Raw genomic sequence first — 14,676 nt, forward strand, 5'->3', positions numbered from 1 at the left:
CGGTCCCGTCCCCTGTGACTCGGCTCATGGGGTCGTCGGGCCGGTGGGGGGTTCCGGGGGCACCAGGTCGTAAGGGTGCAGCGCGCTGTCGTCGCCGCCGTCGCCGTCCTTCAGGTCGGGGTGGGCGGCGTGGTCGTAGAGCGGGGCGGGGGTCGGCGTCGGTGCCGGTGACCGCGGTGCCTTGCGCGGGAGGCTCCAGTCGCCGAGCGCGGGTACGGGGACGCGCAGCCGTCGGCGGTCCAGCACGGGTACCGGGACGCGCAGGCGGCGGTCCAGCCCGGGCACCGGAATGCCCAGGTACCGGCGGTCCCCTCGGGTGCCGTCGTCCGGGGCCGTCGCGGCGCCGGCCCCGGTGCGTCCGGCGGTGCCGCGTCCGCCCAGGCAGCGCCAGATCCGTACGGCCACCGCCGTCGGCACGGCGACGGTCGCGGTCCACACCAGGGCCGCGCCCCCGGCCTGCCACCACACCGGCCCGAACCGCGCCAGCGCGGCGTTGCCCAGCGCCCCGCCCGCCAGCGCGGTCAGCAACGCGACCAGGACGGCGCACAGCACCGCGGAGAGCGCGGCGGAGACGGCGGTACGGCCGAGGGGCCAGGCACCGGCTGGGGTGCCGTCGGGGTCCCAGGGGCCGGGGCCGGGGCGGGGACGGGGGGTGGCGGGTTCCCGGCCGCCGGGTCCCGGGGCGCCGGGTTCCGGGCCGCCGGGTCTTTTGGCGTCGCTGGCGTCGGGTTTCCTGGCGTCGGGGCGGGTGCCGTCGGTGCGGGTGGCGTCGGGGCGGGTGCCCGGGTCGGAGGTGGTCGGCGCGGGGTCGTCCGGGTGGCCGGGCGCGTGGCCGTGGTCCGGGTTCCCGCAGTGCTCCGTCGCGGAGCGGGCCGTGAACCAGCCCGCCGTGACACCGGCCGCGAGCGGCACGACCCCGGTCGCCCAGTGCAGCGGCGTGCCCGGACCCGCGTCCGGTACCGCCGCCAGCAGCGGGAACGGCGGCAGCAGCGGCGCGGGCGCCGAGGCGTACGGGCCGACCAGATGCCCGGTGCCCAGCACGAACCCCGGCCCGAGCGCGTACGCCGACGCCCACACCGCCGCGTTCGGCACCAGCGCCAGACAGAGCAGCAGCACCGCGATCTGCCCCGACCACCCCTCCGACAGCCGCAGGAACGAGCCCCGGGCCGCCCCGCCGTGCCCCACCAGCGACACCGCCAGCAGCAGCGCCCCGCCGCCGACCAGCACCGCCGTGCCGGCGCCCGCGGCCCGCGCGGCGGCGCCCACCCGGGCGTCCGGCTCCACGATCAGCACCCGCAGATGCCAGGGCAGTACCCGCAGCGCCCGGCCCACCGGCCCGCCCGGCCGGCCGAACGCCGTCCACACCCCCGCGCCGGCCGCCGCCATCGTGACCAGCGGCAGCCACAGCACCGTCCACGGCCAGGAGGGCCGCAGCGCGCCGCCGGCCGCGTACAGCACCACGGGCAGGGCCACGCCGAGGTAGCCGAGGACGACGCCGGCCCAGGCGATCCGCGCCGAGACGTGCGGCGGAGCGGCGGCCCGGTCCGCCCGTACGCCCGGCCGGCCGACGCGGGTCGCGGAGGGCATCCCCGGGCCCACGGCCAGACCCACGCCGTCGTCGACGTCCGTGGCGTCCCGGGCGGCCCGGTGCAGCAGCCACACCGGCAGCAGCAGGAACAGCAGCGGGGTGACCCCGACGGGCGCGGAGCCGCCGCCGAGCCGTTCGACGCGGACGAGTTCGACGCCGTGCGCCAGCACCCACAGGGCGGCCGTCATGTGCAGCGCGCCGCCCGGCCCGCTGTCCGGGTACGGCGAACTGATCCACAGCAGCATCACCAGCACGGCCACCGCGCAGAGCCCCAGCCCGGCCGCGATCGCCCCGCCGAGCAGCCCGGCGGCCAGCCCCGGCGAACGGTCCCGCCAGCGGGCGAGCAGCACGGACAGCGGCGGTCGGCGGACAGTCGTATGGATCACGCCCGCCATGCTGCCAACGACACGCGCTCCAGCGACGTAACAGGCGAAGCCCCGTTGTGTCGCTCAATATACGTTTATGTACTTTTTCGTACGAAGGGGCGCCCGGTGACGCAGACACCTGCCATCCCGCTCCCCCCTCCCGGCGCGCGCCGACGCCTGCGTGAGGCGGCGTCGATGACGCAGGCTCAGCTCGCGGCGCGGGTGGGGGTGAGCCGCGAGACGGTACGCGCGTGGGAGACCGGCCGCACGACCCCGCGCGGCCGGAAGGGGGAGGCGTACGCGAGGCTGCTGGACGCGCTGGCCGGCGGGGAGGGCGACGTGACTGCCCGTCAGGCCGCGGAGGCCGGGAGCCTCGTACGGTCGACGGAGGCGGGCGGCGGGCCGTCCGGGGCCGCGCAGCAGGACGGGCCGCCGGTCGCGGAGAAGGCGGCCGGCAAGAAGGCGGCCGACGAGACGGCGGTCGGCGAGACGGCGGTCGGCGAGACGGCGGTCGGCGAGACGGCGGTCGAGGAGGAGGCCGTCACGGGAGAGGCGACTGGGCCCGCCGGTCTGACGCCCGCTCAGGCGTTCGACGCGCTGTACGCCTTCTGCGCCCCCGCCCTCGTACGGCAGACCTATCTGCTCACCGGCCGCCGGGACCTGGCCCGCGAGTCGGTCGAGCGGGCCTTCCAGCGGGCCTGGGAACACTGGCCCGAGGTGGCCCGCGACCCCGACCCGGCGGGCTGGGTGCGGGCGGCGGCGTACGAGTACGCGCTCTCCCCCTGGCAGCGGTTCCGCCTCCGCCACCGTCACCCCGAGCCACCGCCCGCCGACCCCTCCGCCCGGGTTCTGCTGTCCGTCCTGCGGAGGCTCCCGCCGCCGCACCGCCGCACCCTGCTGCTGTACGACGGGGTCGGTCTGAATCTGCCCGAGACGGCCGCGGAGACGGAGGCGACGACTCCGGCGACGGCCAACCGGCTGCTGCGCGCCCGCGAGGCCGTCGCCGCCCGGCTGCCCGAGCTGGCCGACCCGGGCGAACTGCACCGCAAGCTGGGCGAGGCGGCGTCGGCCGAGCAACTGCGGGCGGCGGGGGCACCGGCGGTGCGGACGGGCAGCGAACGCCGGGCCCGGTTCTGGACCCGGGCCGCCATCGCCTTCACGGTCGCCCTGATCGGCACCACCGCGCTGACGCTGCGGACGGCGCCCACGCGGTACGAGCCGCCGGTGCCCGCCGGGGAGACGGTGCGGGGTGTGCCGCCGAGGGTGGCGCCGGGGGCGCTGTCGGACGAGGAACTGCGGTTGCGGGCCGCGCTGCGCGAGGAGTGGCGGAGCGGGCCGGACCGGCTGGTTCCGCTGGCCCGCTGAACGCGCGAGGGCCCGCGCCCCCGGTGGACGGGGGTGCGGGCCCTCGCGGCAAGGCGATGCGCGGACCGGCGTACGGGCCGGTACGGACCTGCGTACGAGCCGGTGCGCGGACCTGCGTATGGACCGGTGGTGACCGGCGTACGGACCGGTGCGCGGACCTGCGTACGGACCGGTGGTGACCGGCGTACGGACCGGTGCGCGGACCGTACGTGGTCCGCCGTCCGGTCCCGGTGGTCAGCCGGCCAGGATCTCGCGGGCCAGCTTCGCCGTCTCGGTCGGCGTCTTGCCGACCTTGACGCCGGCGGCCTCCAGGGCCTCCTTCTTGGCCTGGGCGGTACCGGAGGAACCGGAGACGATGGCGCCGGCGTGGCCCATGGTCTTGCCCTCGGGCGCGGTGAAGCCCGCGACGTAGCCGACGACCGGCTTGGTCACGTTGTCCTTGATGAAGGCCGCGGCCCGCTCCTCGGCGTCGCCGCCGATCTCGCCGATCATGACGATCAGGTCGGTGTCGGGGTCGTCCTGGAAGGCGGCCAGGGCGTCGATGTGGGTGGTGCCGATGATCGGGTCACCGCCGATGCCGACGGCCGTGGAGAAGCCGATGTCGCGCAGCTCGTACATCATCTGGTACGTCAGCGTGCCGGACTTCGAGACCAGGCCGATGCGGCCCGGCTTGGTGATGTCGCCCGGGATGATGCCGACGTTGGACTGGCCCGGGGTGATGATGCCGGGGCAGTTCGGGCCGATGATGCGGGTCTTGTTGCCCTTCTTGCCGGCGTACGCCCAGAAGGAGGCCGTGTCGTGCACGGCGATGCCCTCGGTGATCACGACCGCGAGGGGGATCTCGGCGTCGATCGCCTCGACGACGGCGTCCTTGGTGAACTTCTCCGGCACGAAGATGACGGAGACGTCGGCGCCGGTCTTCTCGATGGCCTCCTTGACGGTCCCGAAGACGGGTACCTCGGTGCCGTCGAAGTCCACGGACTGACCCGCCTTGCGCGGGTTCACGCCGCCCACGACGTTGGTGCCGTCGCCGAGCATGAGCTTGGTGTGCTTCATGCCGGTGGCGCCGGTCATGCCCTGGACGATGACCTTGCTGTCCTTGTTGAGCCAGATAGCCATGGTGTGTTGGTGTCCTCGTCCTGAGTGCTTACTTGGCGGCGGCGTGAGCCAGCTCGGCGGCCTTGTCGGCCGCGCCGTCCATGGTGTCGACGCGCTGCACCAGCGGGTGGTTCGCGTCGGTGAGGATCTTGCGGCCCAGCTCGGCGTTGTTGCCGTCGAGGCGGACGACGAGCGGCTTCTCGACCTTCTCGCCGCGGTCCTCCAGGAGCTTCAGCGCCTGGACGATGCCGTTGGCGACCTCGTCGCAGGCGGTGATGCCGCCGAAGACGTTGACGAAGACGGAGCGGACGTCCGGGTCGCCGAGGATGATCTCCAGGCCGTTGGCCATCACCTGGGCGGAGGCGCCACCGCCGATGTCCAGGAAGTTGGCGGGCTTGACGTTGCCGTGCTTCTCACCGGCGTACGCGACGACGTCCAGGGTGCTCATGACGAGACCCGCGCCGTTGCCGATGATGCCGACCTCGCCGTCGAGCTTGACGTAGTTGAGGTTCTTCTCCTTGGCGGCGGCCTCGAGCGGGTTGGCCGCGGCCTTGTCGTGGAGCTCCTCGAAGTCGGGGTGGCGGAACTCGGCGTTGTCGTCGAGGGACACCTTGCCGTCCAGGGCGATGACCTCGCCGGAGGCGACCTTGGCCAGCGGGTTGACCTCGACCAGGAGGGCGTCCTCCTTGATGAAGGTGTCCCAGAGCTTGACCAGCACGTCGGCGACCTTGTCGGCGACCTCGGCCGGGAACTTCGCGGCCTCGACGATCTCGCGGGCCTTCTCCGGCGTCACACCGTCGATCGCGTCGATCGGGGTCTTGGCGACGGCCTCGGGGCGGGTCGCGGCGACCTCCTCGATCTCCATGCCGCCCTCGACGGAGGCGATGGAGAGGAAGGTGCGGTTGGCGCGGTCGAGGAGGAAGGAGACGTAGTACTCCTCGACGATCTCGGGCGCGGTCTCGGCGATCATCACCTTGTGGACCGTGTGGCCCTTGATGTCCATGCCGAGGATGTCCGTCGCGCGGGCGACGGCCTCGTCCGGGGTGGCCGCCAGCTTCACGCCACCGGCCTTGCCGCGGCCACCGACCTTCACCTGAGCCTTGACGACGGACTTGCCGCCCAGACGCTCGGTGATCTCGCGCGCCGCCTCAGGCGTGTCGATGACTTCACCGGCCAGCACCGGTACATCGTGCTTGGCGAAGAGGTCCCTCGCCTGGTACTCGAACAGGTCCACGCGCTTCCGTCCCTATCAGTGATCTCGCGGTTCGTTGGATGCGTGGGCGTGCCGCGAAGGGCAACGTGACGTCCGCTGTTGTCACAAGGGAGGCGCACACGGTGTCCGAGCGCGCGGCATGTCCGTCTCGCAGGTTATCGCCGCTGGCACGGGGTCTCTAAATCGCATCTCACACCTGAGCGGTGATACCTGTCACATGATGCCGCCCGGCCTGGCACGGGGTGCCGGGGACGCCCCCGGCGGTCGGGGGCCTCACCGGGCGGGGGGTGGTGGGGTGAGGACGGCCGGGGGCTGCCCGGGGGCCGGTCGGGGGCTCGATCGGGGCTCGGTCGGCCTCACCGCGCGGTAGGCCGCGTACGGCTCGGTGGGGCGTCTGCGGCCCGGTCGGTCACGTGGGGCCTGGTACCTCACGCGCGGCCTGCTGGATCGCGTGCGGACCGGTCGTCGCGTGCGGCCCGGTCGGTCACTGGGGTCCTCCGGTCGGTCACGTGGGGTCCGGTATCGGCAGCGGGCGTTTCTCGATCGCCGCCGCCATCACGTCCGGGAACAGGTCCGGCGTGCAGGCGAAGGCCGGTGCGCCCAGCGCGGCCAGCGCCGCCGCGTGCTCCCGGTCGTAGGCGGGCGCCCCCTCGTCGGACAGCGCCAGCAGCGTCACGAACTGCACCCCCGACGCCTTCATCGCCGCCACCCGTTTCAGCATCTCGTTCCGTATCCCCCCTTCGTACAGGTCGCTGATCAGCACGACCACCGTCTCGGCGGGCCGGGTGATCTGCGACTGGCAGTAGGCCAGCGCCCGGTTGATGTCCGTGCCGCCGCCCAACTGGGTGCCGAAGAGCACGTCGACCGGGTCGTCGAGCTGGTCGGTGAGGTCGACGACGGCCGTGTCGAAGACGACCAGCCGGGTGCTGATCGACCGCATGGACGCCAGCACCGCCCCGAACACCGACGCGTACACCACCGACGCCGCCATCGACCCGGACTGGTCGATGCAGAGGACGACCTCCTTCTTCACCGACCGGGAGGCCCGCCCGTAACCGACGAGCCGCTCGGGCACGATCGTCCGGTACTCCGGCAGGTAGTGCTTGAGGTTGGCGGCGATCGTGCGGTTCCAGTCGATGTCGTGGTGGCGGGGCCGGCTGACCCGGGCGCTGCGGTCGAGGGCCCCGGTGAGGGTGGCCCGGGTGCGGGTGGCGAGCCGCTTCTCCAGGTCCTCGACGACCTTGCGCACGACCGCCCGGGCGGTCTCCTTGGTGGTCTCGGGCATCGCCTTGTTCAGCGAGAGCAGCGTGCCGACGAGGTGGACGTCGGCCTCCACCGCCGCCAGCATCTCCGGCTCCAGCAGCAGCGTGGCGAGGCCGAGCCGGTCGATGGCGTCGCGCTGCATCACCTGGACGACGGAGGACGGGAAGTACGTCCGGATGTCGCCGAGCCAGCGGGCCACGGAGGGTGCCGAGGCGCCGAGCCCCGCCGCGCGTTCCCGTCCCGTCCCCGGCCGGTTCCCCTTGCCGTAGAGCGCGGCGAGCGCGCCGTCCATCGCCGCGTCCCGTCCGGAGAGCGCGCAGCCGGTGCCGTCGGCGCTGTCGCCGCCGAGGACGAGCCGCCAGCGCCGCAGCCGCTCCTGGGCCCCCCGGTCCTCGTCGTGGTCCTGGCCGATCCGCTCGGTGGTCATGTCCGCACCCCCACAGGGTCGTTGTCGTGCCGGGCCCGGTCGCCGTCCCGGGCTCTTTCGCCGTCCTCGGCTCCTCCGCCGTCCTCGGCTCCCGTGCCGTCCTCGGCTCCTCCGCCGTCCCCGGCTCCCGTGCCGTCCTCGGCTCCTCCGCCGTCCCCGGCTCCCGTGCCGTCCTCGGCTCCTCCGCCGCCGGTGGCGTCGTCGTGGGCGCCGAGGCCCAGCAGCAGGCTCAGCACCGGCACCACGGCGTCCGCGCGGGCCGCGTCCGGCTCGGCCGCGAATCCCGGTATGCCGCCACCCGCGCCGGTCGGGCCGCCCCGGGTGGCGGGGCCGCGCCGGACCAGTTCGCCCAGGGTCCGGCGCACACCGGGCTCGTACGCCGAGAAGGTGCGCCGCAGCAGCGGCAGTACGTCCGTGAACGCCTCCCCCGGCACGCCGGTCAGCCAGGCGTCGACCAGGCCGAGCAGCTTCTCGTCGTGGACGAGGAGCATCCCGCCGCCGGAGCCGCCGCCGACGAAGCCCTCGATCCAGGCGGCGGCGTCCACCGGCGGGGTCCCCGGCGAGAGGGCGAGGCCCATGAGGCGGGCGGCGTCGTCCGCCGGCAGTTCCCCGTCGTCCAGCAGCAGCCGCACCGCACGGCCGCGGATGACGCCGGGCACGGTGTCCCGCCGGGACAGCACCCGCAGTACCCGCTGCCAGCGGGCCCGCAGATCCCCGTGGCCCGGTGCGGGGGCGTCGCCCTGGGCCGGGGCGGCGCCGCCCAGCAGGCCCACCGCGCCGTGCACGGCGTCGACGTGGCGGCGCATCTCCTCGGCCGCGTCCCTGTCCAGCGCGGCGCACGCCGGGGGCAGGCCGACGAACACCCGCTCGGCGAGGCCCGCGGCGACCTCGGCGAGCGCCCCGGTGTCGGTGCCGCGCACATCGCCGTAGCGCAGGGAGCGGACCAGCGCCGGCAGGGCTTGGGCGAGATGGCCGACGTCCGTGTCGAGGGCCGCCCGGTCGGCGAGGACGCGCATCACCGTCGGGAGCGCGTCCGGCAGTTCGGCCAGCAGACAGCGCTCGGCGAGCGCGGTGACGTCGGCGAGGCCCGGTGCGGCGAGCGCGTCCGCCTCGGCCCGGGCGGTCGCGGCGGACAGCACCGTGGTGCCCCATACGCCCGCCTCGGCGACCCGCACCGACAGCTCGGGCTCCCAGCGCAGCCGCCACGTCTCCCGGAAGGTGCCGGTGCTGCCCCGGGACGCGGCCGGTTCGCCCCAGTGGACGCCGAGCAACCGCAGGCGGTGCAGGAGGCGGCTGCGCCCGGCGTCGGTGTCCTTGCGCAGGTCCAGTTCCAGCTCGCGCTCCAGCGCCTCCGGTTTCAGCCGCAACCGGCGCTGGACGCGGGTGAGGTCCCGCTGCAACGGCACGGCGGGCGCGTCCGCGGGCACCTCGCCCAGGACGTCCCCGACGACCAGCCGGTCGTGCACCAGGGCCAGCGGTACGTCCGAGCCCTCGCACATCACCGCGCGCACGGCGTCGGTGGTCTCGCTCAGGCCGGGCAGCGGGCGCCCGCGCATCGCGGCGAGCGTCTCGGCGAGCCGCACGGCCTCGATGACATGGGCGGAGGAGACGATCCGGTCCTCCTCCCGCAGCAGGCCGGCCACCTTGGTCAGCCACCGCTCGACGGGCCGGTCCGGCGCGGCGAACAGATGCCCGTACCAACCTGGCGAGGCGATGCCCGCGCCGTAGCCGCTGCTCCGGGACAGCCTGCGGTGGGTCCACGGCACCCACGTCATGTCCGTCTTCGTCTTGGGCAGCCCCTTCAGCAGGGCCCGGTCGGCGGCGACGGTGACCTTGCGGCGCAGCGCGGGCACGTGCCAGGCCCCGCACACCACGGCCACCGCACCACCCGGGAACTCGCGCAGCGCCGCCCGCAACTGAAGCCGCATGTACGCCTCCCGGACCAGGTCCCGGTCGCGTACGGGGACCTGGGGGCGGTCGGGGGCGGGTACGGGGGTGTGGTCGGGGGTGGGTACGGGGGCGTGGTCGGGGTCCCGGTCGGGCGCGGACGCCGGGCCCCGGTCGGGCTCGGTGTTCTCCTCCGTCTCCCGTAGCGCGCCCATCGCCTCCTCCAGCGCGGTGAACGGTGCGAGGGGGGCGTCCCCGCCGCCGCCCCGGTGTTCGACGACGTCCTCCCACCAGCGCTCGGGGTCGTCGTACCCGCCGGCCTCGGCGAGCACGGCGAGCGGATCGGTCCGTACGTCGGGGGCGCGGTCCTCGTCCGCTCCGCCCTCCGGCGTCTCCTCCCCGGTCGTCGCCTGCCACGCGAGGGTGTGGGCGGCCGGGAGGTCGATGAAGCGCGCCGGGACGCCGTGCTCCACGGCCCAGCGGAGGGCGACCCACTCCGGGGAGAACTCGGCCAGCGGCCAGAACGCCGACCGGCCGGGCTCGTCCACGGCGTGGGCGAGCAGGGCGACCGGCGGCCGCATCTCCTCGTGGGCGACGAGCGGGATCAGCGGGTCGGCCTCGGGCGGCCCCTCGATCAGCACGACCTGGGGCCGCACCGCCTCCAGCGCCGCCCGCACGGCACGGGCGGACCCGGGACCGTGGTGCCGGACGCCGAGCAGCAGGGGGGCTCCCCCCGTCCCGGCACGGGCCCCCGCCGGTCCAGTGCCGCCAGGGTGCTCCGTACCCGCCGTATCTGCCGTACTCGCCGTGTCTGCCGTACCCCCCGTACTCGCCGTACCCGCCGTGGAGCGGTCAGTGTCGGTCACGTCGTCCCCCTCCCCTCCGCGTCCACGCCGAGTCGCCCTCGTCCCCGGTCGCGGCGACCGCGTGGGCCGCCGTCCCGGGCACCGTCCGTACCGCCGTCCGGGGTGCGGTCCGGGTCATCGTCCAGGGCGCCGTCCCCGTACCGTTCACGCGGTCACCTCCCGGCAGGCCCGGTAGAAGTCCGTCCAGCCGTCGCGCTCGCGGACGACCGTCTCCAGGTACTCCTGCCAGATGACGCGGTCGGCCGCCGGGTCGCGGACCACCGCGCCGAGGATGCCCGCGGCCACGTCGCCGGGCCGCAGCACGCCGTCCCCGAAGTGCGCGGCCAGCGCCAGCCCGTTGGTGACGACGGAGATCGCCTCGGCCGTGGACAGCGTGCCGCTGGGCGACTTCAGCTTCGTCCGCCCGTCCACCGTCACCCCGTCGCGCAGCTCGCGGAAGACGGTCACGACACGGCGGATCTCGTCGATGCCGTCGGGCGCGGCCGGCAGGTCGAGGGAGCGGCCGATCTGGTCGACGCGGCGCGAGACGATGTCGACCTCGGCCTCGGCGCTCTCCGGCAGCGGCAGCACCACGGTGTTGAAGCGGCGGCGCAGGGCGCTGGACAGGTCGTTGACCCCGCGGTCGCGGTCGTTGGCCGTGGCGATCAGGTTGAACCCCCGGACCGCCTGCACCTCCTCGCCCAGCTCGGGTATCGGCAGCGTCTTCTCCGACAGGATCGTGATCAGCGTGTCCTGTACGTCGGCGGGGATGCGGGTCAGCTCCTCGACCCGGGCGGTCATCCCCTCGGCCATCGCCCGCATGACCGGGCTGGGCACCAGCGCCTCCCGGCTGGGGCCGTGGGCGAGCAGCCGCGCGTAGTTCCAGCCGTAGCGGATCGCCTCCTCCGGTGTGCCGGCCGTCCCCTGCACCAGCAGGGTCGAGTCGCCGCTGACGGCCGCCGCGAGATGCTCGGACACCCAGGTCTTGGCGGTGCCGGGCACGCCCAGCAGGAGCAGGGCGCGGTCGGTGGCCAGCGTGGTGACGGCGACCTCGACGATGCGGCGCGGGCCCACGTACTTCGGGGTGATCACCGTGCCGTCCGGCAGGGTGCCGCCCAGCAGGTACGTCGCGACGGCCCACGGCGAGAGTTTCCAGCGGGCCGGGCGCGGACGGTCGTCCTGCGCGGCCAGCGCGGCCAGTTCGCCCGCGAAGGCGTCCTCGGCGTGCGGACGCAGGGCCTCCGCGCTCTCGGGCGCGCCCGCGGAAGTCTGGGGTTCCGGGCCCGTGTTCACAGGCGCGGACCCGTTCTGGCTCGGGTCGACGGACGTCGGTTCTGCGGACACAGGCATGGCTGAGTCCCCCTCCAGCTCGGCCGGTTCGGATCTGGCATCAACCGTGCACCACACCACTGACAATCGCTCTGACCTGCACAAATGTGCTCGCGGAGGCCGATTGTCAGTGGCAGGTCCTAGTTTCGAGACATGACTCAGCAGGGGGAGCGCTGGACCGCGGACCAGGTGCTGGCACTGGCGCCTGACGCCGCGTCACGCAAAGCGGGAAGCAAACTCGGCGCGGCCGGACCGTGGTCCGACGCGGGATGTGACGACGAGGGGAGGGTGTGGGGGCTGTGCAAGGGCAGCGGCAGCAAGCCGTACCAGACGGTCGTCGACCTCGCGGGCGCGGCGGGGCCCGCTTACAAGTGCAGTTGTCCGAGCCGGAAGTTCCCGTGCAAGCACGCCCTCGGACTGCTGCTGCTCTGGGCCGGCGAGGACGGCGCCGTCGCGCCGGGGCAGGCACCGGACTGGGCGGAGCAGTGGCTGACGACGCGGCGGCAGCGGGCGGAGCGGCAGCGCCCGGCCGAGTCCGCCGGTGCCCCGGCCGGTGATCCGGAGGCGGCGCGGCGCAGGGCGGAGCGCCGGGCCGAGCGGATCACGGCGGGCACGACGGAGCTGGAGCAGCGGCTGGCGGACCTGCTGCGCGGCGGTCTGGCCGGCGCGGAGCAGGCCGGGTACGGGATGTGGGAGGAGACCGCGGCCCGCATGGTCGACGCGCAGGCGCCGGGGCTCGCCGCCCGGGTACGGGAGCTGGGCGCCGTCCCTTCGTCCGGGCCCGGCTGGCCGGTCCGCCTCCTCGAGGAGTGCGCCCTCCTCCACCTCCTGGACCGGGGCTGGCTGCGCCGGGAGCATCTGCCGGACGGCCTGGCGGCGACGGTCCGCTCCCGCATCGGCCTGACCGGGGCGCCGGACGGGCCCGCCCTGCGCGACCACTGGCTGGTCCTCGCCCAGTACGACACGGCGGACGCCCGCCTGACGACCCGGCGCGTCTGGATCCACGGCGCCGCGTCGCACCGCACCGCCCTGCTGCTCTCCTACGGTGCCGCCGGCCGCGCCCCGGAGCTGGCGCTGCCGGTCGGGCTGGCCCTGGAGTGCGAGGTCACCCCGTATCCGGGTGCCGGACAGCACCGGGCGTCGCTGGGCGAGCGGTTCGCCCCGCCCGCGCGGACGACGATCCGTCCTCCGGGGGTCACGACCTCCGAGGCGACGGCCCAGTACGGCGAGGCGCTCCGCGACGACCCCTGGCTGGACTCCGTGCCGGTGACCCTCGACCGGGTCATACCCGTCCCCGACGGCGACTCCTGGCAACTGGCCGACGCCGACGGGGACACCGCACTGCCGCTCACGCCCACCGCCCGCACCCGGCCTGGCCTGTGGCGCCTGGTCGCCCTCTCGGGCGGCGCTCCCGTCACGGTCTTCGGCGAGTGCGGCCACCGGGGCTTCACCCCCTTGACCGCCTGGCCGACCGCCCCCGGCCCCGCGGTACCGCTGTGCTGACGGCACCGACCCCGCCCCCTCCGCCCTCTTGAGAGGAAGGACCCGCATGACCAGGCCCCCAGCGCCCGCGCCCGCGTCCACGTCCGCACCCGCACCCGCACCCGCACCCGCACCCGCACCCGCACCCGCACCCGTGAACGCCGACTGGGAGGAACTCGTCACCTCCGCCCTGCTCGGCACCGACCGGCGCACTCCCCCGGGCTGCGCGCCCGGCCCGGAGGCGCCGCTGGCGCTGCTGGACGCGGCCGCCCTGGCGACCGTACGGAGAAGGGCGGGGCTGCGTCCCGCCCCGGCGGCGGAGCGGCCCGCACCGGCGCCGGAGGACCGGCGTCCGCCCCTGCCGGCGGCGGCGGCCCGGCGGCTGGCGATGCTGCTCGCCGACCGGCCCGGCACCTCCGGCGGTGGCCGCAGAGGCACCGCGCCCGACCTGATGGAGCTGCTGCCCCAGTGGCTCGCGACGGCGAACGCCCGTGGGTTCGCCGCGCCGCCGGAGACCCTGCCCGCCCTGCTGGACGCGGCGCGGGGACGGACGGACCTGCGTCCGGCGGCCCTCGCCTTCGCCGGGCCGCGCGCCCTGTGGCTGGCCCGGCTGAACCCCGACTGGCGGTTCGCCCTGCGCGCGGCACCGGGCGGGGACGCCGCCCTGCCGCGCCCCGAGGAGACGGACAAGGTCCGGCGGTTGTGGCAGGAGGGCCTGTTCGCCGAGCGGGTCACGCTGCTGACCTCCCTGCGCGGTCACGATCCGGCCATGGCACGCGAGTTGCTGGCCTCGACGTGGGGGACGGAGCGGGCCGAGGACCGGCTGATGTTCCTCGACTCACTGCGCACCGGCCTGGGCGCCGGGGACGAGCCGTTCCTGGAGCAGGCGCTGGGCGATCGCAGCCGCAACGTCCGGGCCACGGCGGCGGAGTTGCTGTCGGCGCTGCCGGGCTCGGCGCTCGCCGCGCGGATGGCGGCGCGGGCCCTGACCTGCGTCTCCGTGGACCGGAGCCAGGTCACACCGACCCTCGTGGTGGAGGCGCCGCACGAGTGCGACGCCGCGATGGAGCGCGACGGGGTGGTGCCGAAGCCGCCCGCGGGGCGCGGTGAACGGTCGTGGTGGTTCGGCCAGTTGGTGGAGGCGACGCCGCTGGGCACCTGGTCCGGGCGGCTCGGCGGACGTACGCCGGAGGAGATCGTCGCCCTCCCGGTGGCGGACGACTGGCAGGGCGAGTTGCACGGGGCCTGGTGCCGGGCGGCCGTGCGGCAGCGGGACGCCGTGTGGGCGCGGGCACTGCTCGGGCTGCCCACGGCACCGGAGGCCGGGGGGCCGGGGGCGGTGTCGCTGGCGGAGCGGGCGAAGCTGCTCGGCACGCTGGGCGCCGGCGAACGGGCCGAGTGGGTCGCCGGGTTCATCGCGACGCACGGGCTGTCCGAGGCGTTCCAGCTTCTCGGGGTGTGCGCGGTGCCCTGGGCGGCGCCGCTCGGCGGGGCGGTGGTCGACGCGCTCAACATCGCGCGGGACGCCGGGAACTATCCGTGGAGCTTCAGCGGCGTCATGGGGCTGGCCGAGCGCTGCCTCGACCCCTCGGAGGCGAGCCGGCTCGACGGGCTGCTGGCGATACCGGACGAGCCGGAGGACGCCTCGCCGGGGGCGGGCGGGTACTGGGCTGAGGCGTTCCAGCGCCTGGTCACCACGTTGCGCTTGCGCGCGGCGATGACCGAGGAACTGAATGGCACGGTCGACTCCGCCGACTCCCCCGGCCCCGTCGACGCCACCGGCCGAGCGGAGCCCCGATAGCCCTCCGGCACCC

The 14,676-nt window shown here is 75.3% G+C and carries 9 protein-coding genes; 3 read left to right on the forward strand and 6 right to left on the reverse strand.

Annotated features, from left to right (window positions below; all coding sequences use genetic code 11):
• Positions 1-24: 24 nt before the first annotated feature.
• A complete protein-coding gene (locus IE316_RS35620; RefSeq protein WP_229910502.1) occupies positions 25-1,983 on the reverse strand; it encodes a cell division protein PerM in 1,959 nt (652 codons plus the stop codon).
• Between the two features lie 96 nt (positions 1,984-2,079).
• Here IE316_RS35620 and IE316_RS21180 point away from each other — a divergent pair, with 96 nt between their 5' ends.
• Positions 2,080-3,318, forward strand: coding sequence for a helix-turn-helix domain-containing protein (locus tag IE316_RS21180; RefSeq protein ID WP_190206006.1), 1,239 nt, complete (start codon positions 2,080-2,082; stop codon positions 3,316-3,318).
• Positions 3,319-3,552: 234 nt separating this feature from the next.
• On the opposite strand, the gene sucD is transcribed toward IE316_RS21180, so the two are convergent.
• From sucD to IE316_RS21205, 5 genes are all read right to left on the reverse strand, one after another.
• Entirely contained in the window at positions 3,553-4,437 is an 885-nt protein-coding gene (gene sucD, locus IE316_RS21185) for a succinate--CoA ligase subunit alpha (protein ID WP_190206007.1), read from the reverse strand.
• Between the two features lie 28 nt (positions 4,438-4,465).
• Complete coding sequence (gene sucC / locus IE316_RS21190; protein WP_190206008.1) at positions 4,466-5,650, reverse strand: ADP-forming succinate--CoA ligase subunit beta; 1,185 nt, start codon at positions 5,648-5,650, stop codon at positions 4,466-4,468.
• Between the two features lie 484 nt (positions 5,651-6,134).
• On the reverse strand, positions 6,135-7,319 hold the full coding sequence (locus tag IE316_RS21195) for a VWA domain-containing protein (RefSeq protein ID WP_190206009.1): 1,185 nt from the start codon (positions 7,317-7,319) through the stop codon (positions 6,135-6,137).
• Entirely contained in the window at positions 7,316-9,928 is a 2,613-nt protein-coding gene (locus IE316_RS21200) for a DUF5682 family protein (protein WP_229910514.1), read from the reverse strand. Before IE316_RS21200 ends, IE316_RS21195 begins: the two co-directional genes overlap by 4 nt.
• Before the next feature lie 288 nt (positions 9,929-10,216).
• On the reverse strand, positions 10,217-11,401 hold the full coding sequence (locus IE316_RS21205; RefSeq protein WP_190206010.1) for an ATP-binding protein: 1,185 nt from the start codon (positions 11,399-11,401) through the stop codon (positions 10,217-10,219).
• Positions 11,402-11,533: 132 nt separating this feature from the next.
• Here IE316_RS21205 and IE316_RS21210 point away from each other — a divergent pair, with 132 nt between their 5' ends.
• Positions 11,534-12,883 carry an SWIM zinc finger family protein gene (locus IE316_RS21210; protein ID WP_190206011.1) on the forward strand — a complete coding sequence of 450 codons (1,350 nt, stop codon included), beginning with the start codon at positions 11,534-11,536 and terminating at the stop codon, positions 12,881-12,883.
• A 46-nt stretch (positions 12,884-12,929) separates the two neighbouring features.
• Complete coding sequence (locus tag IE316_RS21215) at positions 12,930-14,663, forward strand: DUF5691 domain-containing protein (RefSeq protein WP_229910503.1); 1,734 nt, start codon at positions 12,930-12,932, stop codon at positions 14,661-14,663.
• The last annotated feature ends 13 nt before the right edge of the window (positions 14,664-14,676 follow it).

The sequence above is a fragment of the Streptomyces fumanus genome (genome assembly GCF_014655295.1).
GTDB classification, from domain to species: Bacteria; Actinomycetota; Actinomycetes; order Streptomycetales; family Streptomycetaceae; genus Streptomyces; species Streptomyces fumanus.